Annotated in this window: 22 protein-coding genes and 1 pseudogene; 18 read left to right on the top strand and 5 right to left on the bottom strand. The window is 70.9% G+C overall.

The window, feature by feature from the left end; genetic code table 11:
• The first annotated feature begins 296 nt into the window (after window positions 1–296).
• Both EHO50_RS42795 and ppgK read left to right on the top strand, forming a co-directional pair.
• Entirely contained in the window at window positions 297–1325 is a 1029-nt protein-coding gene (locus EHO50_RS42795; protein WP_128437297.1) for a 4-hydroxy-3-methylbut-2-enyl diphosphate reductase, read from the top strand.
• Between the two features lie 29 nt (window positions 1326–1354).
• A complete protein-coding gene (ppgK, locus tag EHO50_RS42800) occupies window positions 1355–2104 on the top strand; it encodes a polyphosphate--glucose phosphotransferase (RefSeq protein ID WP_128437298.1) in 750 nt (249 codons plus the stop codon).
• Window positions 2105–2155: 51 nt separating this feature from the next.
• Here the strand turns inward: ppgK and EHO50_RS46225 are convergent, their stop codons facing one another.
• On the bottom strand, window positions 2156–2557 hold the full coding sequence (locus EHO50_RS46225) for a DUF6542 domain-containing protein (RefSeq protein ID WP_425472384.1): 402 nt from the start codon (window positions 2555–2557) through the stop codon (window positions 2156–2158).
• A gap of 707 nt (window positions 2558–3264) precedes the next feature.
• Between EHO50_RS46225 and ychF the strand changes: the two genes are divergently transcribed.
• Window positions 3265–4353 (top strand): redox-regulated ATPase YchF, encoded by a 1089-nt coding sequence (gene ychF / locus EHO50_RS42810; protein ID WP_128437300.1) that lies wholly within the window; start codon window positions 3265–3267, stop codon window positions 4351–4353.
• Between the two features lie 44 nt (window positions 4354–4397).
• Here ychF and EHO50_RS42815 read toward each other — a convergent pair whose 3' ends face one another.
• On the bottom strand, window positions 4398–5558 hold the full coding sequence (locus EHO50_RS42815; protein ID WP_128437342.1) for an MFS transporter: 1161 nt from the start codon (window positions 5556–5558) through the stop codon (window positions 4398–4400).
• A 38-nt stretch (window positions 5559–5596) separates the two neighbouring features.
• A complete protein-coding gene (locus tag EHO50_RS42820; protein ID WP_128437301.1) occupies window positions 5597–6166 on the bottom strand; it encodes a Chromate resistance protein ChrB in 570 nt (189 codons plus the stop codon).
• 235 nt (window positions 6167–6401) lie between these two features.
• Here EHO50_RS42820 and EHO50_RS42825 point away from each other — a divergent pair, with 235 nt between their 5' ends.
• The 3 genes and pseudogenes from EHO50_RS42825 to EHO50_RS42835 all read left to right on the top strand — a co-directional run bounded on the left by EHO50_RS42825 (window position 6402) and on the right by EHO50_RS42835 (window position 8539).
• Window positions 6402–6617: a hypothetical protein gene (locus tag EHO50_RS42825; RefSeq protein WP_128437302.1), complete on the top strand. Its 216-nt coding sequence runs from the start codon at window positions 6402–6404 to the stop codon at window positions 6615–6617.
• A 141-nt stretch (window positions 6618–6758) separates the two neighbouring features.
• Window positions 6759–7082, top strand: a pseudogene (locus EHO50_RS42830) (helix-turn-helix domain-containing protein); the annotation flags it as partial.
• A gap of 38 nt (window positions 7083–7120) precedes the next feature.
• Window positions 7121–8539 (top strand): ATP-binding protein, encoded by a 1419-nt coding sequence (locus EHO50_RS42835; RefSeq protein ID WP_128437303.1) that lies wholly within the window; start codon window positions 7121–7123, stop codon window positions 8537–8539.
• Between the two features lie 93 nt (window positions 8540–8632).
• Here EHO50_RS42835 and EHO50_RS42840 read toward each other — a convergent pair whose 3' ends face one another.
• Entirely contained in the window at window positions 8633–9073 is a 441-nt protein-coding gene (locus tag EHO50_RS42840) for a nuclear transport factor 2 family protein (protein ID WP_128437304.1), read from the bottom strand.
• A gap of 73 nt (window positions 9074–9146) precedes the next feature.
• On the opposite strand from EHO50_RS42840, the gene EHO50_RS42845 reads away from it, so the two are divergent.
• The 10 genes from EHO50_RS42845 to EHO50_RS42890 all read left to right on the top strand — a co-directional run bounded on the left by EHO50_RS42845 (window position 9147) and on the right by EHO50_RS42890 (window position 18144).
• Entirely contained in the window at window positions 9147–10070 is a 924-nt protein-coding gene (locus EHO50_RS42845; protein ID WP_128437305.1) for a 3-hydroxyacyl-CoA dehydrogenase NAD-binding domain-containing protein, read from the top strand.
• The gene (locus EHO50_RS42850) at window positions 10070–11056 is read left to right on the top strand and encodes a quinone oxidoreductase family protein (protein ID WP_246101834.1); all 987 of its coding nucleotides are present in this window, start codon (window positions 10070–10072) and stop codon (window positions 11054–11056) included. The genes EHO50_RS42845 and EHO50_RS42850 overlap by 1 nt, the downstream gene beginning before the upstream one ends.
• 109 nt (window positions 11057–11165) lie before the next feature.
• Entirely contained in the window at window positions 11166–11804 is a 639-nt protein-coding gene (locus tag EHO50_RS42855) for a hypothetical protein (protein WP_128437307.1), read from the top strand.
• Between the two features lie 30 nt (window positions 11805–11834).
• Window positions 11835–12755 (top strand): NADP-dependent oxidoreductase, encoded by a 921-nt coding sequence (locus EHO50_RS42860; protein WP_128437308.1) that lies wholly within the window; start codon window positions 11835–11837, stop codon window positions 12753–12755.
• Window positions 12752–14374, top strand: a complete 1623-nt coding sequence (locus EHO50_RS42865) for an MFS transporter (RefSeq protein WP_128437309.1) — start codon at window positions 12752–12754, stop codon at window positions 14372–14374. Before EHO50_RS42860 ends, EHO50_RS42865 begins: the two co-directional genes overlap by 4 nt.
• Before the next feature lies 1 nt (window position 14375).
• The gene (locus tag EHO50_RS42870) at window positions 14376–14771 is read left to right on the top strand and encodes a PPOX class F420-dependent oxidoreductase (protein ID WP_128437310.1); all 396 of its coding nucleotides are present in this window, start codon (window positions 14376–14378) and stop codon (window positions 14769–14771) included.
• A gap of 122 nt (window positions 14772–14893) precedes the next feature.
• On the top strand, window positions 14894–15727 hold the full coding sequence (locus EHO50_RS42875; protein WP_128437311.1) for a DUF6081 family protein: 834 nt from the start codon (window positions 14894–14896) through the stop codon (window positions 15725–15727).
• Between the two features lie 38 nt (window positions 15728–15765).
• Window positions 15766–16650, top strand: coding sequence for an NmrA/HSCARG family protein (locus tag EHO50_RS42880; RefSeq protein WP_128437312.1), 885 nt, complete (start codon window positions 15766–15768; stop codon window positions 16648–16650).
• A complete protein-coding gene (locus EHO50_RS42885; protein WP_128437313.1) occupies window positions 16647–17810 on the top strand; it encodes an acyl-CoA dehydrogenase family protein in 1164 nt (387 codons plus the stop codon). The genes EHO50_RS42880 and EHO50_RS42885 overlap by 4 nt, the downstream gene beginning before the upstream one ends.
• Window positions 17803–18144 carry an antibiotic biosynthesis monooxygenase gene (locus tag EHO50_RS42890; RefSeq protein ID WP_128437314.1) on the top strand — a complete coding sequence of 114 codons (342 nt, stop codon included), beginning with the start codon at window positions 17803–17805 and terminating at the stop codon, window positions 18142–18144. Before EHO50_RS42885 ends, EHO50_RS42890 begins: the two co-directional genes overlap by 8 nt.
• Here EHO50_RS42890 and EHO50_RS42895 read toward each other — a convergent pair.
• A complete protein-coding gene (locus EHO50_RS42895; RefSeq protein WP_425472386.1) occupies window positions 18110–18940 on the bottom strand; it encodes a TetR/AcrR family transcriptional regulator in 831 nt (276 codons plus the stop codon). The two genes, EHO50_RS42890 and EHO50_RS42895, sit on opposite strands and share 35 nt — an antisense overlap.
• Window positions 18941–19030: 90 nt before the next feature.
• On the opposite strand from EHO50_RS42895, the gene EHO50_RS42900 reads away from it, so the two are divergent.
• A complete protein-coding gene (locus EHO50_RS42900) occupies window positions 19031–20767 on the top strand; it encodes an MFS transporter (RefSeq protein ID WP_128437315.1) in 1737 nt (578 codons plus the stop codon).
• Window positions 20768–22903 (top strand): MMPL family transporter, encoded by a 2136-nt coding sequence (locus tag EHO50_RS42905; RefSeq protein ID WP_128437316.1) that lies wholly within the window; start codon window positions 20768–20770, stop codon window positions 22901–22903. It abuts the gene before it with no gap.
• The last annotated feature ends 5 nt before the right edge of the window (window positions 22904–22908 follow it).

Consider the following 22908-nt stretch of genomic DNA (forward strand, 5'->3'; position numbering starts at 1 on the left):
CCTACCCGTCCCGTCCTTGAAGGGGCTCCGCCCCTTCGACCCCGCCAGGGGGCTCTGCCCCCTGGACCCCCGCTCCTCAAACGCCGGAGGGGCTGAGTTACTCAGCCCGTCCGGCGTTTGAGGACGAGGCCCCTTCAGGGCCGAAGCGGGGGTCTGGGGGCCGCAGGCCCCCAGGTACGGGACGGGTAGGGGCGGCGGGGGCGAGGAACCCGGGCCCTCACCCTCACAGCCCACCGTCACTCTCCCCACCAACCCGTCACCCGCGCGATCTTCGACCCCCCGGACGCACCCTTACGATGGGACGCATGACTGCTTCGTCTGGCCGCCGTGTTCTGCTCGCCGCCCCCCGTGGCTACTGCGCGGGTGTGGACCGCGCCGTGATCGCCGTCGAGAAAGCCCTGGAGCAGTACGGCGCTCCGGTGTACGTCCGGCACGAGATCGTCCACAACAAGTACGTCGTGCAGACCCTGGAGAAGAAGGGCGCCGTCTTCGTCGAGCGGACGGAGGAGGTGCCGCCGGGCAACATCGTGATGTTCTCGGCGCACGGCGTCGCCCCCGTCGTCCACGAGGAGGCCGCGCGCGGCAAACTCGCCACCATCGACGCGACCTGCCCGCTGGTCACCAAGGTCCACAAGGAAGCCGTCCGCTTCGCCAACGAGGACTACGACATCCTCCTGATCGGGCACGAGGGCCACGAAGAGGTCATCGGTACGTCCGGCGAGGCCCCCGACCACATCCAGCTCGTCGACGGCCCGGCCGACGTCGCCAAGGTCGAGGTCCGTGACCCGTCGAAGATCGTGTGGCTGTCGCAGACCACCCTCTCCGTCGACGAGACCATGGAGACGGTCGACGCGCTGAAGGAGAAGTTCCCGCAGCTGATCTCCCCGCCCAGCGACGACATCTGCTACGCCACGCAGAACCGCCAGCTCGCGGTGAAGCAGATGGGCGCCGAGGCCGAGCTGGTGATCGTGGTCGGCTCCCGCAACTCCTCCAACTCCAAGCGGCTGGTCGAGGTCGCCAAGCTGGCCGGTTCGCGCGAGGCCTACCTCGTGGACTTCGCGAGTGAGATCGACGAGGCCTGGCTGGAGGGCGTGACGACGGTGGGTGTCACCTCCGGCGCCTCCGTCCCGGAGGTGCTCGTCGAGGAGGTCCTGGAGTGGCTCGCCCAGCGCGGCTACGGCGACGTCGAGCTCGTCAAGGCGGCCGAGGAGTCCATCACCTTCTCCCTGCCGAAGGAGCTGCGCCGCGATCTGCGCGAGGAGGCGGCGGCGCTGATCGCCGAGCGCACGAGGGCCGATGCCGGCTCCGGTGACTCCGGGGAGTGACTGTCAGTCCGCCGTCGTAACGTAGGGCCATGCAGATCTTCGGCTTGGACATCGGTGGATCCGGGATCAAGGGTGCCCCGGTGGACCTCGACAGGGGCGATCTCGCTCAGGAGCGCTTCAAGGTGCTCACTCCGCACCCGGCCACGCCCGACGGGGTGGCCGACGGTGTGAAGCAGGTCGTCGAGCACTACGGCTGGACGGGGCCGGTCGGGCTGACGTTCCCCGGCGTGGTCACCGACGGCTCCACGATCCGTACGGCGGCCAACGTCGACAGAAGCTGGATCGACACGGACGCACGCGCGTTGTTCAGCGAGCGCCTCGGCGGCCTGCCGGTGACGGTGGTCAACGACGCGGACGCGGCCGGCGTGGCCGAGATGCACTTCGGCGCGGGCCGCGACCGCCGGGGCACCGTGATCCTCCTCACCTTCGGCACGGGCATCGGCAGCGCGCTGTTCATCGACGGAGCCCTGGTCCCCAACACCGAGCTGGGCCACCTCGAACTCCACGGCCACGACGCCGAGAAGCGCGCCTCCAGCAAGGCCAAGGAGGACGAGGACCTGTCGTGGGAGCACTGGGCGCACCGCGTCCAGAAGTACCTCGCCCATGTCGAGATGCTGTTCTCCCCGGAGCTGTTCATCGTCGGCGGCGGGGTGAGCAGGAAGTCCCAGAAGTTCCTGCACTACATCGAGGGCATCAAGGCGGAGATCGTCCCGGCGCAGCTGCAGAACAACGCGGGGATCGTGGGGGCGGCGATGCGGGCGGCGGAGAAGGACGGCTGAGGGGCAGCTGAAGGTCAGCTCAAGGACTGCTGTACGACAGCCGGGCGACGCTCACACCGACCGGCGGCGGGCCGCTGCCCTGCGCACCATCAGGCGGACCCTTCGTACGGTCACGATGAGACCGGCGATCAGCGTCCCCCCGTACAGCCACCCGGCCTGAGTGGCGAGGGCGGTCACGATCCCCATCAGGTGACCGCCGAGCCCCCCGCCCTGGTCGGCCACCGGAACCAGCCCCACCGCGAAGGCGATCGGCACGACCACCGGCGCGGTCATCAGGTCGCCCCTGCGCACCCAGACCGCCGTCAGCACGCACACCGGCAGGAACAGCACGCTGTACACCACGAGCGACGACCCGAACAGCAGCGCGTCGAGATAGCCGAGCAGGAACATCACGGCACCGCAGAACAGGCCGCCGCCCAGGCCGGTGAGCCGGGGGTTGGGAAACCGGCGCACGGCCTGCGGCGCCGGGGACGGCCCGGGTCGCCGTACCGCCGCCGCCACCGGGGCCGTACCCGGGCGGCGCTGCGAGACGGGCCGGGTCGACCGGGCGGGCTGGGTCGGTGCGGTGGCTCGGGACGACCGGACGGGGCGGGAGGACCTTGCCGCCGGGGCGGAACCGGATGGCCGGGACGCCCAGACGGACCGATCCGAACCCCTCACGCCACCAGCACCCCTCACACCACTGGCACCCCCTGGACCGCCCCCACCGTCCCGACCGCCCCCACCTCGCGCGAACCCGCCCGCGCCGCGCCTCGTACGACCTTCGCCCCACTCCACACTGTCCCCGTCCGACGCGAACCCGCGCTCACCCCGCGCGTACCCGCCCCCGCCCCGCCCCGCACCACCCCCACCCCGTGCTGCCTGCGGCGGCAGCGGAGGCGGCGTACCGCGTCGCGAGTCATACCCGGCAGGTCGCGCCCTGTCTGGCTCCACCACACCAACCTAGGTCGGTTTATGTGGTGAATCGGTCCTCAGACACGCCCTGGGGCCGACCTTGGCCAGGTGTTCGATACGACGGCCCTCGGCCGCCGGGGTCCGGTCCCGGTACGCCGTAGACTGGTGGATCGGCCCGTGCATCTGCGTCATCTGCATCGAAGATCGAAGAAGGACCGGGCCCCAGCCCAGCCCCTGAAGTCCTCTCACGTACGGGAAGTCGCAACGTGTCGCTCACGATCGGAATCGTCGGTCTGCCCAATGTCGGCAAGTCGACCCTGTTCAACGCCCTGACCAAGAACGACGTGCTGGCGGCCAACTACCCGTTCGCCACGATCGAGCCCAACGTGGGCGTCGTGGGCGTCCCGGACGCGCGCCTCACCAAGCTGGCCGAGATCTTCTCCTCCCAGCGCGTCCTCCCGGCCACCGTCGACTTCGTCGACATCGCCGGCATCGTGCGCGGCGCCTCCGAGGGTGAGGGCCTGGGCAACAAGTTCCTCGCGAACATCCGTGAGTCCGACGCGATCTGCCAGGTCATCCGCGCCTTCAAGGACGAGAACGTCGTCCACGTCGACGGCAAGGTCTCGCCCAAGGACGACATCGAGACGATCAACACCGAGCTGATCCTCGCCGACCTCCAGACCATCGAGAAGGTCCTGCCCCGCCTCCAGAAGGAGTCGCGGATCAAGAAGGACATCGCGCCGAAGCTGGCGGCGGTCGAGGCGGCCAAGGAGATCCTGGACGCGGGCCAGACCCTGTTCGCGGCCGGGATCAAGCAGGACTCGGACCAGGAGGCCCTCCTGCACGACCTGCACCTGCTCACCACCAAGCCCTTCCTCTACGTCTTCAACGTCGACGAGGACGAACTGGTCGACGAGGACTTCAAGAACGAGCAGCGCGCCCTGGTCGCCCCCGCCGAGGCGATCTTCCTGAACGCCAAGCTGGAGGCCGACCTCGCCGAGCTCGACGAGGAGGACGCGATGGAGCTGCTGGAGTCGGTGGGCGCGCAGGAGCCGGGCCTCGCGACCCTGGCCCGTGTCGGCTTCAACACCCTCGGCCTGCAGACCTACCTCACGGCCGGCCCCAAGGAATCCCGCGCCTGGACCATCAAGAAGGGCGCCACCGCCCCCGAGGCCGCCGGCGTCATCCACACCGACTTCCAGAAGGGCTTCATCAAGGCCGAGGTCATCTCCTTCGCCGACCTGGTGGAAACCGGCTCGGTGGCGGAGGCCCGCGCCAAGGGCAAGGCGCGGATGGAGGGCAAGGACTACGTCATGCAGGACGGGGACGTGGTGGAGTTCCGCTTCAACGTGTGAGCGGATGCAACAACACCGCGTCGCTGACGTGGCGAACAAGCAGGTCAGAAGGGGTCAGGTTCTTCGGAGCCCGACCCCTTCGCCGATCCGTAGGCCAGCGCGATGAGGGGGCCTGCGGCGAGCAGGGCCGCCAGGGTCGCGTAGCCGTAGGTGAGGGTGGTGAGCGTGGCTACTCCGGCGACTAGCAACGGGCCGCCCGCGTCGCCGAGTTCGCGGCCGAGTTCGGCGGAGCCCATGGTCTGGCCCAGGCGTTCCTGAGGGGTCGCGGAGGCCAGGGCGGCGAAGCCGAGGGGGGTGATCAGGCCGGTTCCGGCTCCGATCAGGGCGGCTGCGGACAGTACGCCGGTCAGGCCGGGCAGCATGGCGCAGGCCAGGCCGGTGGCGGTGAGCAGCAGACCGGCTGTGATGCCGGTGCGGGTGGTGAGACGGCCGTCGTCCAGTGCGCGTCCGGCCTTCGGCTGGACGATCGCGGCGCAGGCGGCGAGTACGGAGATGGCGGCGCCGGTGGCGACCGTGCCGAGTCCGGCCGCCCGGCCGGAGACGGGCAGGAAGCCCACGCCGACCGAGAGGGCCGCGGTCGCCGCGGCCAGCGCGCCGGTCGGGGCGAGGAAGGCAGGGTCGGCCAGCCGCCGGGCCAGGTCCAGCACCGTCTGTCGGGCCTTCGGCAGCGGCGGGACGACGGGTACGGCGATGGCCGCCCAGGCCGCGACCGCCGCGCCCAGCACCGCCAGTACGGCGAACAGGAGCCGCAGGCCGCCCGCCCAGACCAGGACGCCGCCGAGCAGTGGGCCGAGGGTGTAGCCGATGGACTTGTAGAAGCCGTAACTGCCGAACGCGCGGCCGTGCTTGGCGGCCGGGTTGAGGCGGGCGACCAGCGCGGAGGCGGACGGGGAGAAGGCGGAGGCCGCTGCGCCCTGGCCGAGTCGGGCGGCCCACAGCCAGCCCGGGCTGTCCGCCACGACGTACAGCGCGGAGGCCGCGGCGAAGGCGATGAGCCCGCCGAGCAGCACCGGGCGGGCGCCGATCCGGTCGGCGAGGGTGCCGAAGACCGGCTTGAGGACCACCTCGGCGCCGTCGTACAGGGCGAGCAGGCCGCCCAGCACCAGCAGGGAGGTGACCGCGTCCTCGGAGAAGCCGCCGAGGTTCGCGGCGATGCCGTGCGCGCCGAACGCCGTGGTGAACCCGGCGGCGTAAAGGGGCCACATCTGCCGGGCAGGCGCCGACTTCGCTGTCGTCGTCCCGCTCATCGGTCGTGGCCCCCAGGTGTCTCGTGCAGGGCCCGGAAGACGCGTTCCGCGTAGTCCTCGCAGGCGGCGGTGCACTCCTTGAGCCGCTTGCCGGCCGTGGCGGCCTCCGGTGCGCCGAACACGTCGCGCGCGGTGAGATCGCGGTGCCAGCGCCGCAGCCGCTCCAGCGACTGCTCCTCTTCCTCCAGTTCGGCCAGGGTGAACTTGGCGATGCGGATCTCCTTCGCCAACTCCGCCTCGAACTTCCCGCAGTCGGCGAGGAACTCCGTCCAGTCCTCGGACCGCGCGGCGGTGAACATCGCCTGGAAGCGGGCCGCGTCCTCGGCACCGCGTCCGGACGCGGTGAGGGTCATGGCCTGTCCGCCGGCCTGCTCGGTCAGCGTGATCACCCGGGAGACGCCGTCCGCGAAGACCGGTACGTCCGGCACGGCCCACACGCCCTGCCCCAGGGAGAGTGCACCGATCCGGCGCAGCTCACGCCAGACGGCGACGCGGTGTCGGGAGGGTTCTGCGGGCACCTTGATCACGAGGACGAGCCAGCGAACGGGCGCTTCGTTGTTCGGCACATCGAGGAATGTAGCAGCGGTTACATGTACATGTGTACGACTGACGAATGAGGGGGCCGCACACCGGATGGCGGTGACATCCGACGGGCATCGTCGTGCCCAGCGGTCTCGCCGATGAGTGGTGCTTACGGCCGCTGCCGCTGCCGCTGTCACCCGATCGGCTCACGCTGTGCTGTGCGGGCGTGGGTGATCCGGTCTCCTGGGCAGAGACAACATCCATCCAGGGAGGCCCCTGATGTACGAGATGTGTCCCGCTCTCGACGCCCACGGCATAGCCGTGGTGTGGCACCTGAAGGCCAAACAGAGCGCGCAGGCCCTGTGCGGACAATTGCTCACCGGACGCCTTGAACACACCGAACACTCCGACGCCGACACCGCGCAGGCGGAAACCGCACCCCACTGTCAGCCGTGCATGACCTCATTCGCCCAGCTGGTGGACCAGCGCGGCTAGCAGCAGCCGCGCTCAGAACACGGTGTTGGCGTTCTCGGACGTGGGCGGGATGACCTCTCCTCGTCGGGCCAGAACTGGTGGCAGTGCAGGACGACGTGGTCGCCCTCGGCGAAGGCCCTCTTGAACTCGACGCGCTTGCCCGGGTACTCGGGCGGCCCCGCCCCCGATCCCGACGCCACCTATCTGCGCTTCCGTGACGCCGTGGAGAAGGACTTCACCCGCACCCGCCGGGTCGAGGACTACGCCCACTTCCTCGGCTACTCGGCCCGCACCCTCTCCAGAGCCGCCCTCGCCGCCGCCGGCCTCGGCGCCAAGGAGTTCATCGACCGTCGCGTCGTACTCGAAGCCAAACGCCTCCTGGCCCACAGCGACCAGACCGCCGCCCGCATCGCCGACCGTCTCGGCTCCGGCCATGTTGCTAACATTGGTGTTACTAACTTTTCTGTTAGTGTCCGGCGCCGAACGAGCGTCTGAGGCGGCTGAGCGTCTGAAGGTCGGCAGTCATGGTGGATTTCGTCGGTCGTCGGCAGGAGCTGGCGACGCTGGAGCGCGAGCTGCAGAAAGTCGCCGCGGGGGTCGGAGGAGAGCGGCCTGGGCGGTGCGTGATGCTGCGGGGGCGACGCCGGGTGGGCAAGTCGCGGCTGGTCGAGCGGTTCGTCGAGCGCTGCGGGGCGCCGTTCCTGTTCTACGCCGCCACCGGCGCGTCCCCTGGGGATGATCTGGCACGGCTGGCCCGGGACGCCCAGGCGTCGACTCTGCCGCTGGCACAGCTGGTGGCCGCCGCTCGACCGGAGAGCTGGGACGCCGCGTTCGATGTGCTGGCCGCGGCACTGCCCGCCGACCGGGCGAGTGTGCTGGTCATCGACGAGGTGCCGTACCTGATGGATGCCGACGGCGCTTTCGAGGGGATGCTGCAGCGGGCATGGGACCGGGTGCTGGAGACCAAGCTCGTGCTGCTGGTCCTCATCGGCTCGGATCTGTCGATGATGGAGGCGCTGAACAGCTACGGGCGGCCTTTTCACCAGCGCGGCCGGGAGATGGTGCTCGGGCCGCTGAACCCCGCCGAGGTCGGGCGGATGCTGGGACTGGAGCCGGCGGAAGCCTTCGACGCCGCGCTGGTCACCGGCGGACTGCCGCTGATCTGCGCGGACTGGCCGCGCGGCGCGGGGCTGTGGGACTTCCTTGCCGAGGCGTTGAATGATCCGGTCTCGGCGCTACTGGTGTCGGCCGAGCGCTCGCTGGCCGCGGAGTTCCCGCCGCAGGCTCAGGCACGTACGGTGCTGGCGGCGATCGGCAGCGGCGAGCGGACCTTCACCAACATCGCCCGCGCGGCCGGCGGGATCGGGGCCACGCCGCTGCAGCGAGCGCTGGAGCTGCTCACCGACAAGCGGATCGTCGCCGCGGAGCTGCCCGTGTCGCTGCGTCCGTCGAAGGACCGCCGCTACCGGGTGACGGATCCTTACGTGCGGTTCTGGCTGCACCTTCTCGGTCCGTCCATGGGGGAGATCGAGCGGGGACGGGGCGATCTCGCCCTGGCGCGGATCCGGGAGAGCTGGACCAGCTGGCGCGGCCGGGCCGTCGAGCCGCTCGTCCGCGAGGCGCTCGCCCGGACACTGCCCGACGATCAGCTGCCTGCGGCCCCCGCGGTGGGCGGCTACTGGACCCGCACCAACGACATCGAGATCGACATCGTCGGGGCGGACCGCGCCCCCGTCGCCAAGAAGCTGCTGTTCGTCGGCTCGATCAAGTGGCAGGAGCGATCCCCCTTCGACCGGCACGACCTGGCAGCCCTGCACCGCCACCGTTCCGCCCTCACTGCAGAACCCGTCCCGGTCGTGGCGGTCTCGCGCAGCGGCGTCGACTGTGCGGGACTCGACGCCGCCTACGGCCCCGGCGAACTGCTGGCCGCCTGGCCGCTGTGAGGGGGCGAGCTCAACAGAGCCCGACCCCCTCCGCGTTCCCGAGCTGGATCGGTGCTGCCGACTTCTCTGAAGACGCTCAGCCGGGAAAGACGCTCAGCCGGGAAAGACGTGGTCGTGGGTGACATGGCGGGACCGCAGCAGCAGCTCGCCGTCCTCGCCCCGGACCAGGACGTCGTGCACGACGCAACTCGGGCCGAACTCGGGCTCCTTGACGTCGGCGTGGACGGTGAGGACCAGGCAGTAGCTCGTCGCCGTGATCGAGCCGTCGGCCGCCTCGCTCAGCGCCACGTGGTTGAACCAGTGCCGGCGCTGGATCTTGCTCGCGTCGAACTTGCGGTGGAAGTCCTCCAGGACGGCGGTGATCCCGGCACGGGTGCGGGCGGCCGGCAGCGACGGGGAGTGCTTGAACTCGCCGTCCTCGGTGAAGGTCGCGGCGTAGCCGGCGAAGTCACGGCCGTCCAGCTTCTGCATCTGGTGGCCGTAGAACGACAGGACCTCGGCATACAGGCCGGTGGGAAGCGCGGTGATGGTCATGCGGCCACGGTCGCCCCGTGGCCTCGAAGCCCGCTCGAGCCGGGTTCGAGCAGGCCCTGCCAGCCTCGACGTCATGAGCACCGTGACAGTGATCGGGGCGGGCACGATCGGCCTGGGATGGATCAATCTGTTCAGCGCCTACGGGCTGACCGTACGGGTCAACAGCCGCAGGCCTGACGCCCGTCGCATCGTGCGCGAGGGGCTCGAACTGTTCTCTCCGGGCCGGGCGGACGAGCTGGAGACGCGGATCGAGTACGAGCCGGACGTCGGCCGGGCGGTGACCGGCGCGGACTTCGTCTCCGAGAACGCCCCCGACGACCTGCCCCTCAAGCAGCGGCTGTTCGCCGAGATCGGCGAGGCCGCCCCGGACCACTCCCTCGTCCTGTCCTCGACGTCGAAACTGCTCCCCGACGACCTGAGCCGGGACATGCCCGGACCGGGCCGGCTGGTCGTCGCCCATCCCTTCAACCCGCCGCACATCGTTCCGCTGGTCGAGGTGATCGGCGGGGAACGCACCGACCCCGACGCCGTCGACAGGGCGGTGGCCTTCCTGGAGTCGGTCGGCCGTACCCCGGTCGTGCTGCGCAGGGCGCTGCCCGGCTTCGCCGCCAACCGGCTGCAGTCCGCGCTGCTGCGCGAGAGCATCCACCTCGTCCTCGAAGGCGTGGTCACCGTCGAGGAGTTGGACCGCATCGTCACCGACTCGATCGGGCTGCGCTGGTCCACCGTCGGCCCGTTCCACGCGTTCCACCTGGGCGGCGGCCCGGGCGGCCTGCGCAAGTGGCTCGAGCATCTCGGCAGCGGCCTCGAACAGGGCTGGCGTGGGCTCGGACAGCCCGCCCTCACCCCACAGGCCGTCGAGACCGTGGTCGAACAGACCGAAGCCGCCTACGGCCACCGCACCTATGCCGAGCTGGTCCGCGACCGCGACGACCGGCACCACGCCGTGCTGGCCGCCCTGGGGCGGACCGAACAGTCCCAGGAGGAGAAGAAGTGATGCGTGCCGTCCAGTTCGACCGGTACGGGGATCCCGACGTGCTGTACGTCGCCGAGCGCCCGGTCCCCGAGCCCGGCCCCGGCCAGGTGCGCATCGCCGTCGAGGCGGTCAGCGTCGGCCATGCGCAGACCCAGATGCGGCGCGAGGTCTTCCCCGCGCCGATGTGGAAGCCGGTCTTCCCCGTCGTCCTCGGCGGCGACGTGGTGGGCAGGATCTCCGCGGTGGGACCTGACGTCGCGGGCCTGCGCCCGGGGGACCGGGTCGGCGCCTTCACCCTCTACGGCGCCTACGCCGAGCAGGTCGTCGTCGACGCCGCCACCGTCGTACCCGTACCCGAGGAACTGGACGCCACCGAGGCCGCGGTCCTGCCGGGCACCGGGCTGATCGCCCTCGGCATCCTGCGGACCGGGCAGCTGAGCAAGGGCGAGACGGTGCTGGTGCACGCGGCGGCCGGCGGCGTGGGCCATATCGCGGTCCAGCTGGCCCGGGCAGCCGGGGCCGGCCAGATCATCGGCACCGCGGGCGAGGCCGGCAAACGCGAGTTCGCCCGCACCGTGGGCGCCGACGCCGTCGTCGACCACCGCTCCCCGCACTGGGCCGAGGAGGTCCGGGAACTCACCGGGGGACGCGGACCCGACCTGATCCTGGACGGCGTCGGCGCCGAGGTCCTGCAGCAGGGCATCCGCCTGCTCGCCCCGGGCGGCCGGCTGGTGTTCTACGGCTCGTCCGGCGGCGAGCTGGAGATCCCGCGGGTGTCGGTGATGGACCTCATCGGCATCAAGTACGTCACCGGCTTCGCGCTGTCGGCCTGGCGGGGCGGCCGCCCGCACGACTACGAGGCGGGCGTCGCCGAACTCACCCGGCTGCTTCTCGACGGCCAGGTGAAGTCCGCCGTCCACGCCCGGCTGCCCCTGGAGCGGGCCGCCGAGGCGCACACCATCCTCGAGGCCAGGGCCCAGCTGGGCCGGGTCGTACTCATTCCCTGACCCTTCCCCGGCCTTTCCCTGGCCCTTCCCTGACCTCCGTTCCGAGCCGCGAGCGAAGGGTTCGCGCTCCAAGAGTTCGTATTCCAAGAGTCCGAAGGAGACCTTTTCCATGACCTCGTCGCGTCAACACGTGATACGTCTGACCACCGCGTCCGCCATCGCCCTGGGGGCCGTCATGAGCCTGGGCACCAGCGCGCATGCCGCGAACGTGGACGTGCCGTACGAGTGCCGCACCTGGGTGCAGGGCAACACGCACCCGGTCTACGACTACAAGCGCGGGTTCGATGTCACCGTGCCCGCCTCGGTCGAGGCGGGCAAAAAGTTCCAGGCCACGTACGACCCGGCCCCGATCACCGCCTTCGCCGAGTACAACAAGACCGTCAAGGACGTGCGGGTCGCCTACCGGATCCCGGAGGGCGCGAAGGTCAAGAAGCTGAAGCTCACCGGCGGCAGCGGCCTCGGTGACTCCGCTCTCACCGTCAAGGTCGAGGGCGCGGACATCGTCGTCAGCGCGTCCGGTCCGCTCGAGGGCGGTGTCGAGTTCGACCTGCCGACGCTGAAGGTCACCTACAAGGCGCCGAAGGACCCCGGTACGCTCAACTTCGTTCCGGGCGGCTCGAGTTACGAGCAGCCCGGCTTCTACTGGTACCGCTACCAGCCGATCCTGGACGAGTGGGGCCCCTTCGAGTGCTTCCCGGACCCGGCGAAGCCCCAGACCGTCCTGGCCAGCACACAGGTCGCGAAGTAACAGCAGCCGTCAAGCGAATGTGGAGAACGCATGCCTAAGGCCGTAGCCATCCACCAGTTCGGCGGGCCGGACGTACTGGGCCTCGTCGATGTGCCCGAGCCGGTACCAGGACCGGGCCAGGTGACGGTCCGGGTGCGGGCCGCCGGGGTCAACGGGTTCGACTGCCGGGTGCGCTCCGGCGGCATGCGGGGTCGTTATCCGGTCGAGTTCCCGCAGATCATCGGCAACGAGTTCGCCGGGGTCGTCGAGCGGACCGGACCGGAGGTGACCGGGTTCGCGCCCGGCGACGAGGTGCTGGGGTTCGCCGTCATGCAGTCCGGCACCGAGCTCCTCGCCGTCGGCGCGGACCAGATCACCGCCAAGCCGACGGAGCTGTCGTGGGAGGTCGCGGGGTCCCTGTCGGCCGTCGGGCAGACCGCGGACATCGCCCTGGACGCACTGCGCGTCGGCCAGGGGGACACCGTGCTCGTGCACGCCGCGGCCGGCGGCGTCGGCAGCCTCGCCGTCCAGCTCGTGCGCGAGCGGGGCGGCACGGCGATCGGCAGCGCCGGCGAGCACAACCACGAGTTCCTGCGCTCGCTGGGCGCGCTGCCCGTCGCCTACGGGCCGGGCTTTGCCGACCGGGTGCGCGCCCTGGCCCCGGGCGGCGTCGACGCGGCCCTCGACTGCCACGGCGGACCCGAGGCGCTCGCCGTGTCGCTCGAACTCGTCGCGGACCGGGCCAGGATCGCCACCATCGCCAACTTCCGCGCTGCGGCCCAGGAAGGCATCGTCATGCCGCAGGTGGTGCGGTCCGCCGAGCGCCTCGCCGCCCTGGCCGCACTCTGCGCCGAGGGCCGGCTGCGGCCGCACGTCGAGGCCGTCTTCCCCTTCGCCAAGGCGGCCGAGGCCCACCACAGGCTGGAGCAGGGCCATGTGCGCGGCAAGCTCGTCCTGGTGCCGGACCTGTGACATCGGCTCCCGCTCGACCGGGCGGCCCGGCGCCGGGCGGCCCGGCGCACGAGGGGCATCCGCGGCGCTGGGCCATCCTCGCGGTGCTGGTCCTGAGCCTGGTGAGCATCATCCTCGACAACACCGTGCTCAACGTGACGCTGCGCACCCTCACCGACCCGGAGCAGGGCCTCGGCGCCTCGCACAGCCAGGTCGAATGGGTGCTCAGCGCCTACACCCTGGCCTTCGCGGCGACGCTGTTCACCTGGGGTGTGCTCGGCGACCGGCTGGGCCGCAGGCGCGTACTCCTGCTGGGCCTCGGCCTGTTCGGACTCTCGTCCCTGGCCGGGGCCTACGCCGGGTCCCCGGAGCAGCTCATCGCCGCCCGCGCCTGCATGGGGGTGAGCGGCGCGGCGGTCCTGCCGAGCACCCTGGCCACCATCGCCGCCGTCTTCCCGATGCGCGAGCGCCCCAAGGCCCTCGGGATCTGGGCGGCTTCGGTCGGCTTCGCCCTGGGCATCGGACCGGTCACCGGCGGGCTGCTGCTCGCGCACTTCTGGTGGGGCTCGGTCTTCCTGATCAATGTGCCGATCGTCGCGGTCTGCCTGGTCGCGGTGGTGCTGCTGGTGCCCGAGACCCGGGGCGCCAAGGGCAAGCGCGTCGACGCGGCCGGGCTGCTGCTCTCGATCGCCGGTCTCGTGTTCCTCGTCTACGGCATCATCGAGGCCGGCCGCACCGGCGGGGTCACCGAGCCCACGGTCTGGGGAACCGGCCTTGCGGGTTTCGGCCTGCTGGGTGTGTTCCTGTGGCATGAGCGCCGTACCGCGGAACCCTCGCTGGAGCTCGGCTTCTTCCGGTTGAAGGCCTTCTCCGCCGCCGTCGTGGCCGTCGGCTTCGTCAGCTTCGCGATGATGGGGTTCCTCTTCTTCAGCGCCTTCTACCTGCAGAGCGTGCGCGGCTACACCCCGCTGCAGGCCGGGAGTTGCACCGTGGCGCTGGCCGTCGCGAACGTGGTCTGCGGGCCCCTCAGCACAGTCCTGGTCCGCTCGATCGGGCCCCGGAACGTGTGCGCGGCGGGCATGCTGGCCGTGACCGCCTCACTCTCCGGAGTCGTCTTCGTGACCCAGCACGCTCCGCTCTGGCTGATCCTCGCCTTGTTCGCCGCACTGGGAGCAGGCGTAGCCTGCGTCATGCCGACCGCAGCCGTGTCCATCATGAACGCGATTCCACGCGAGAAGGCGGGCGTGGCCTCCGCGATGAACAACACCGTGCGCCAGCTGGGCGGCGCCCTGGGCGTCGCGGTGCTCGGTTCCCTGATGGGCGCCGCCTACCGCAGCGGCATCGAGGACGAGCTCGCCGTACTGCCGCCCTCCATGCGGCACGAGGCCGGCGAGTCCCTGGACGCCACGCTGCTGGCCGCGACTCGGCTGGGGGAGAGCGGACTTGTCGGTCCCGCACGGCAGGCCTTCCTGGACGCCATGCATCTGGCCGCCGGGGCAGCCGCCGCGGCGGCCCTCGTGGGCGCCCTCGCCGTGCTCCGCTGGCTGCCCTCCACCGTCATGACCGCGAAGCCCGGGGCGGGCCCCGTGCCCGGCCGGGAGCATTCCGACCACACCAAGACCAAGGCCCAAGGAAGCTGACATGCCTTTTACTCCTGACGAGCTCGAGTACTACGCCTCCCAGAACCTCGGCCGGCTGGCCACCGTGGCGGCCGACGGGCAGCCCCAGGTCAATCCCGTCTCGTTCACGATCAACACCGAGACCGGCACGATCGACATCGGCGGGCACAACCTGACGGCCAGCAAGAAGTTCCGCAACGTCGGCAAGAACGACCAGGTCGCCTTCGTCGTCGACGATCTGCTCTCCATGCAGCCGTGGAACGTACGCGGTATCGAAGTGCGCGGCCGGGCCGAGGCACTGACCGACGCCCAGCCGCCGCACCCGTACTTCGGCACCGCGATGATCCGTATCCACCCCAAGCGCATCATCACCTGGGGCCTCGGCGAGGACACCGCTCAGCGCGGCCGCAACGTCTGACCGAGGCGCCTTCTGACTGAGGCGCCTGTGACCCAGGCGCCTTCGACTCCGCTTCGAGCGGACCTCGATGCCCTCTTGCCAGGGTGGAGCCCGTAGGACGGGCACACCACGGGGAGGGCCGGATGAGCACAGAAATCTTCCGCGAGGATTTCACCGGGGGACTGGTGACCGAGGGACCGGGCGCGCCATGGCGGCTGCGCCCGGTCGACGGTCTCCCCGAAGGAGACGGGGTGGTCCGCGGCGGCCCTGACGGCCTGACGGTCGTGCCGAGCGCCGTCCAACCTCGAACCAGGCGGCCGGCGTTCACCGAGCCGAAGCCGGGGCCGGACGGTTCCCCGCTCCATCTGCGGTGGGGGGCCTTCACCACCGGCGGCACCGCCTCCGCGCGCGGCGGGTTCACCGCGGTGCCGGGCGAACTGCTCTCGGTCAAGGCCGAGATGGGACTGCGCGGCTTCGGCCTGCGCTCCCACCCGTACGACGACGTCGCCGAGGCGACGACGGACGCCCGGCTCGGCGCGGGCGGTCTGATCTCGGTCGACCTCGAGACCGGCATGATCTTCGACTTCTTCCTCACGCACGGCCGCCTCTACGCGGTCTACGAGCGACTCGCGCTGCAGCCGGACGCCGAGTTCGCGTCCTTCACCTACTGCGTCCCGGTCGCGGACCGCACCCCTGGCACGCTCCACCGGCTCGAGGTCGGTTACGACGCCGCGGCCGGCACCGTCCACTGGAAGGCCGACGGGCAGGAGGTGCTGTCCGTGGACCGGATCGGCTTCCGCGCGCTGGACGCGCGCTGGCTCCGGCGGGACAACGGCGGCCGGGAGGAGGCCGTACGGCCGCGCGGACTCGCCTTCGGCCTGGGGCTCTTCCTGGAGCGCTACTTCGGTCAGGGGGTGCGGCTGTCGGCCCGCCGGCTCTCGGTGTCCACCTCGCCCGCCGGTTCCCGCGACGCGTGACGACCGACTCGTGACGACGACCAACGAAAGGCACAGCCATGCCCGATGAGAACAAGCCCGTACTGGTCCTCGGCGCCACCGGCAAGCAAGGCGGCTCCGCGGCCCGGTACCTGCTGGAACGCGGCTGGACCGTGCGGGCCTTCGTCCGCGACCCGGGCGCGCCCAAGGCCAAGGAGCTGCGCGAACTGGGCGCCACCCTGCACACCGGCGACCTCGAGGACGCCGAGTCGGTGCGCGCGGCGATGAAGGGCGCGTACGGCGTCTTCAGCATCCAGACGCCGATGACACCGGCGGGCGTGGAGGGCGAGGAGCGGCAGGGCAAGATCTGCGCCGACGCCGCCCGTGACCTCGGCATCCAGCACTACGTCCACAGCTCGGTCGGCGGGGCGGAGCAGCCGGAGGGCGTGAACTGGCGGCTGTCCAAGCTCGCGATCGAGCAGCGGATCCAGGAGAACGAGCTCAACTTCACCTTCCTGCGGCCGTCGTACTTCATGGAGAACCTGAACCACGACATGTCGCCCCTCGTCATGGAGGACGGCGTGCTGACCTTCCGGCGGGGGCTCGGGCCGACCAACACCCTGCAGATGATCAGCGGCCCCGACATCGGGTACTTCGCGGCCGACGCCTTCGACGACCCCGAGACCTTCGGCGGCGCCAAGATCGAGCTGGCCGGGGACGAGTTGACCGGCGAGCAGATCGCGGACGCGTTCGGCCGGCACACCGGACTGCCCGCCCGCTTCGTCTCGGTGCCGATACCGGAGCTGCACCGCACGGGCTTCGAATGGCAGGCGATCTCGTACACCTGGCTCAACGGGATCGGCTACCACGCCGACATCCCCACGCTGCGCGCCCAGTTCCCGCAGATGCTCACCCTCGACCAGTGGCTGGCCAAGACCGGCTGGGCCCCGATGGACGCGGCATGAGCGAGGACGCGATGACCCAGCAGACCCAGGAGATCCAGGCGCGGTCACCGCTGGTGGCCGGCGCCCACCGGATCGCCGAGCTCGCCGGGAAGCGGGCGGCCGACGCCGAGCAGCAGCGCCGGCTGAGCCCCGACGTCGTCCGTGCGGTCCTCGAGGCCGGTTTCGCCGCCCACTTCGTCCCGGTGGCGCACGGCGGCCGGGCCGCGACCTTCGCCGAGCTCGTGGAGCCGGTCGCGGTGCTGGGCGAGGCCTGCGCCTCCACCGCCTGGTACGCCTCGCTCACGGCGAGCCTCGGCCGGATGGCCGCCTATCTGCCGGACGAGGGCCAGTCCGAGCTGTGGTCCGACGGCCCCGACGCGCTGATCGTCGGTGCCCTGATGCCGCTCGGCAGCGCCGAGAAGACGGCGGGCGGCTGGCACCTCTCGGGCACCTGGCCGTTCGTCAGCGTCGTCGACCACTCCGACTGGGCGCTGGTGTGCGCCAAGGCGGGGGAGGAGCCGTGGTTCTTCGCGGTGCCGCGAGACGCGTACGGCATCGTCGACAGCTGGTACCCGATGGGCATGCGCGGAACGGGCAGCAACACCCTTGTCCTCGACGGGGTGTTCGTGCCGGACTCGCGGGCCTGTACCCGTGCGGCCATCGCGGCCGGCGTCGGTCCGGGGGCGGAGGCGATCTGCCACACCGTGCCCATGCGGGCGGTCAACGGGCTGGCTTTCGCGCTGCCGATGCTCGGCGCGGCCCGCGGCGCCGCGGCCGTGTGGACCTCGTGGATCGCCGCGAAGCTGGCCGGGCCGACCGGGCAGAACGCCGTCTCGTCCCAGGACCGTGTGCTGTACGAGCACACCCTGGCCCGGGCCACCGGCGAGATCGACGCGGCCCAGCTGCTGCTGGAGCGGGTCGCCGCGGTCGCCGACGCGGGCGGGGTGACCGGTGAACTCGTCGGCCGTGGGGCGCGGGACTGCGCGCTTGCGGCCGAGCTGCTGACCGCCGCGACCGACCGGCTGTTCGCCAGTGCGGGCACCAGGGCGCAGTCGCAGGACAGCCCGCTGCAGCGCCTCTGGCGCGATGTGCACGCGGCTGCGAGCCATATCGGGCTGCAGTTCGGGCCGGGAGCGACGCTGTATGCCGGAGAGCTGCTGAGGAGGAGCAACGATGGCTGAAGTGAACGATCCCCAGGTGGGCTTTGTCGCCGTCGTCACCTTCCCGGTGGACGGCCCCGCCACCCAGCGCAAGCTGGTGGAGCTGGCCACGGGTGGCGTGCAGGAGTGGATCCGCGAGGTGCCCGGCTTTCTGTCGGCCACGTATCACGCGAGCACGGACGGCACCGCGGTCGTCAACTACGCCCAGTGGGAGAGTGAGCAGGCCTACCGGGAGAACTTCAGCGCCGACCCGCGCTCGGCGAAGCTGCGGGAGGCGCTGAGCTCTCTGCCCGGTCTGATGGGACCGCCGAAGGCCGTCTTCATGACCCCACAGGGGTCGATCCTGCCGGCCTGACAGTGGCGGCCGCACTGTTGCTGCCACCGTCGTCCGCACCGTCGCCGGCCCCGGCTCCGGCCACCAGGCCGGCAATGATGATCTCGAGTCCGAGCTCGAACCGGCGGTCGGAGTCGAGCGAGGTGATCGGGCCGGCCAGATGGACCAGGTTCGGGAACTGGGCGGTCGGCAGCGACTTCAGATAGCCGTGGAGCTGGTCGGCGAACATGCCGGCCTGCTCCTCGCTCTGCTCCGCACCGGAATGCCGGGACGACTGCTCCAGGGCCTCCGCCGTGACGAAGGTCGACAGCAGGTCGCCCCCGTAGGCGGCGAGTTCGTCCTGCAGGCCCCCCGCGCGCAGCAGGTTCAGGGTGCGCTCCATCCCCATGATCCCGTTGGGGCCGAGCGGGACCCGGTCGATCGCGATGCGCGCCAGGTCCCGGTGGGCCAGGAACATCCGCCGCAGTGACCGGCACATCTCCTTGACCTGCTCCGCCCAGCGCCCCGGCTCCGGCTCCGGGATCTCCACCTCAGTCAGTACGAGGTCGAAGACGAGGTCGAGCAGCTCGTCCCGGTTCCCCACGTGCGCGTACAGCGAGGCGTGCCCGGTCTTCAGCTCCTGTGCGAGCCGCCGCATGCTCAGCGCGTCGAGTCCCTCGGCGTCGAGAATGCCGAGCGCCGTGTCGACGATCCGGTCCTGGGTCAGGGGCATGCGCGGCGGCGCCTTCTTCGGCCGGCGCCACGGAGGTACGGGGATCTCCTCGGGCATGGGCCTCCTTCCATCGCTTCGCAGCAGGTGGCACCCATCGTATGGCATCGACGGGCCACCGTTTCTTGACACGACCACCGTTCCACTATAGAACGGTGGTCGTCCATAGACCTGCTGTCGAACACCTCGGGGGATGCCATGAGTTCCGTTGAAGCAGAAGGGCCGGACGGGGGCGCCGCGCCTCCGACGGCACTGGTGTCGGGGCAGGATCCCGGGCCGGACGCAGCCGCGGCCGAGCCCCCGGCCTACGCGCGCCGCTGGGCTGCGCTGGCAGTCATCCTCGGCGCCGAGATCATGGACCTGCTCGACGGCACGGTCATGAACATCGCCGCGCCCGCCGTCCGCGCCGACCTGGGCGGCAGCCTCAGCGTCATCCAGTGGATCACCGTCGGATACACGCTCGCCTTCGCGGTCCTGCTCGTGGTCGGCGGCCGACTGGGCGACATCTACGGCCGCAAGCGCATGTTCGTCATCGGCGCCGTCGGATTCACCCTGGCCTCCGTGCTGTGCGCGGTGGCGGGCAGTTCCGAGATGCTCATCGCCGCGCGCTTCCTGCAGGGCGGGCTGGGCGCGCTGATGATTCCGCAGGGGCTCGGCCTCATCAAGCAGATGTTCCCGCCCAAGGAGAGCGCGGCGGCGTTCGGCGCGTTCGGGCCCGCCATCGGACTGGGCGCCGTGCTCGGCCCGATCATCGCCGGATTCCTGGTCGACGCCGATCTGTTCGGCACCGGCTGGCGGTCCGTCTTCCTGATCAACCTGCCGATCGGGGCAGCCGTGATCATCGGTGCGGTGCTGCTGCTGCCCGAGGGCAAGGCGCCCGTACGACCGAAGTTCGACGTCGGCGGCATGCTGCTGGTGACGCTCGGGCTGACCCTGCTGATCTTCCCGCTAGTCCAGGGGCGCGAACGCGGCTGGCCCGCCTGGACGTTCGTGCTGATGGCGGCCGGAGCGGCCGTGCTCGCCGCCTTCGTCGCCTACGAACTTCGGCAGGAGAAGCGCGGCGGCGCCACGCTCATCGAGCTCAGCCTGCTGCGCCGGTCCCGCTATGCCGCCGGCCTTGCGGTGGCGCTGGTGTTCTTCACCGGCATCTCCGGAATGTCCCTGCTGCTCGGTCTGCATCTGCAGATCGGCCTGGGCTTCAGCCCGACCCGGGCCGCGCTGACGATGACGCCCTGGTCGGTGTTCCTGGTCGTCGGCGCGATCCTGACCGGGGCGGTGCTGGGCGCGAAGTTCGGCCGCAAGGCCCTGCACGGCGGGCTCGTGGTGATGGCACTCGGCGTCCTGATCATGCTGCTGACCATCGGCGACCAGGCCGGCGGACTGACCAGCTGGGAGCTCGTCCCCGGCATCGCCGTGGCCGGACTCGGCATGGGCATCATGATCGGTCTGCTCTTCGACATCGCCCTGGCCGACGTCGACAAGCAGGAGGCCGGCACCGCCTCCGGCGTCCTCACCGCGGTCCAGCAACTCGGCTTCGCGGTCGGCGTCGCGGTGCTCGCGACGCTGTTCTTCGGGCTGCTCGGCTCCCAGGCCACGGCGAGCGTCGCCGACGGCGAGAGCCGGACCCGGGCCGAACTCACCGCCGCCGGGGCGACGTCGGCCGAGCAGGACCGGCTCCTCGCCGACCTGCGGGACTGCCTGAAGGAATCGGCGAGCCAGAAGGACTCCGAACGGACGCCGGACAGCTGCCGGAACATCCAGCAGGCCCGGCCGGAGCTGGCCGAGGCCACGGCGCGGGCCTGGCAGACCGCCCACACCGAGAACTTCAGCACCGCGATGGTCCGCACGCTCTGGATCGTGATCGGACTGCTCGCGGTGGCCTTCGCGCTGGCCTTCCGGCTGCCGCCCAAGCCTCGTGAGGAAGAGGGATTCTAGATGACACGCAAACTGCTGGCCTGGCCCGGCGGCCGCCGGCTCAAGTGGCTGGTGCTCGTGGGCTGGATCGGTCTGCTGATCGTGCTCCAGCCGCTGGCCGGAAAGCTCGGCGACGTCGAGTCGAACGACGCCGCCGCCTGGCTGCCCGGCAACGCCGAATCGACCGAAGTACTCGAACTCTCCGAGAAGTTCCAGCCCGCCGACACCAGCCCGGCCATCGTCGTCTACGACCGCGCCTCCGGGATCACGGCCGCCGACGAGGCGAAGGCTCGGGCCGACGCCGCGAAATTCGCGGACGGCAAGAACGTGGTGGGCGAGCCGTTCGGCCCGGTGCGCTCCAAGGACGGCAAGGCCCTGCGCACCGTGGTCAACGTCCACCTCGGCAAGGAGGGCTGGGAGGGGCTCAACGAGGCCACCAAGGATCTGCGCAAGGCCGCGCAGCCGAACGCACCCGACGGTCTCGGCGTCCATGTGACGGGCCCGACCGGCTATGCCGCCGACTCCGCGGAGTCGTTCAGCAGCGCCGACTTCAAACTGACCCTGGTCACCCTCCTCATCGTCGTGACGATCCTCGTCGTCACCTACCGCAGTCCGCTGCTGTGGCTGCTGCCGATGATCTCCGCGGGCATGTCCCTGGTGATCTCGCAGGCCATCATCTACCTGCTGGCCAAGCACGCGGGACTCACGGTCAACGCCCAGACGGCGATGATCCTCACGGTGCTGGTGCTCGGCGCGGCCACCGACTACGCGCTGCTGCTCGTCGCCCGCTACCGGGAGGAGCTGCGGCGGCACGAGGACCGGCACGAGGCCATGGCCGTGGCGCTGCACCGGGCGGGTCCCGCCATCGTGGCCAGCGCCGCCACCGTCGCCATCAGCATGCTCGTCCTGCTGCTGGCCGCGCTGAACTCCACCAAGGGCCTCGGGCCCGTCTGTGCCGTCGGCGTGCTGGTCGGCCTGCTGTCGATGATGACGCTGCTGCCCGCTCTGCTGGTGATCTTCGGACGCTGGATCTTCTGGCCGGCCAAGCCGAAGCACGGCGTGGAGCCCGACATCACCCGGGGCGTGTGGACGCGGGTCGCCCGCATGGTCTCCGGCCGCCCGCGTACGGTCTGGATCACGACCAGCCTGGTGCTGGGCGCCGTGGCCGTGCTGGCCGTCACCCTGAACGCCGACGGGCTGCAGCAGAAGGACGGCTTCAAGACCAAGCCGGAGTCGGTGGTGGGTGAGGAGATCCTCGCCCGGCACTTCCCGGCCGGTTCCGGTGAGCCGATGGTCGTCATCGCCAAGGAATCCTCGGCGGCCGAGGTGCGCGGCGCGCTGGAGAAGGTGCCCGGCGTCACTGAGGTCGCGGAACCCCAGGTCAAGGACGGGCTGGCCTATCTCGAGGCGACGCTCAGCGCCGGAGCCGACAGTCCGGCGGCCATGGACGCTGTCACCGCGGCCCGAGAGAGCCTCGGCCGGCTGGACGGGGCGGAGGCGATGGTGGGCGGCAGCAGTGCCGTCGTGCACGACATGCGCGAGGCGTCCAGCCGCGACCGCGGCCTGATCATCCCGGTGATCCTCGCCGTGGTGTTCTGCATCCTCGCGCTGCTGCTGCGGGCCCTGGTGGCTCCGTTGCTGCTGATCGCGAGCGTGGTGCTGTCCTTCTTCACGGCGCTCGGTCTCGCCGCCTTCTTCTTCAACCACGTCTTCGACTTCGCGGGGGCAGATTCCGCCTTCCCGCTCTGGGTGTTCGTCTTCCTGGTCGCCCTGGGCGTCGACTACAACATCTTCCTCGTCACCCGGATCAGGGAGGAGAGCAACCGGTTCGGCACCCGGCAGGGGGCGCTCAAGGGCCTCACCTCGACCGGTGGCGTGATCACCGCGGCCGGTCTGGTGCTGGCCGGGACCTTCGCCGCCCTGGCCACGCTGCCGCTGGTCTTCATCGCCGAACTCGGCTTCACGGTGGCGGTGGGCATCCTGCTCGACACCATGATCGTGCGGTCGGTCCTGGTCACCGCGCTCACCCTCGATGTCGGCCGGTGGATGTGGTGGCCGCACGCGCTCTTCCGGCGCGAGGACACTCCCGCGGAAATGGCCGGATCGGGAATTTCCGATTCTGCGAATTCGGAGGCACCGGCTCCTGTTTCCCAGTGAAAAGC

It is taken from the genome of Streptomyces cyaneus, from assembly GCF_004028635.1.
Lineage (GTDB): Bacteria > Actinomycetota > Actinomycetes > Streptomycetales > Streptomycetaceae > Streptomyces > Streptomyces cyaneus.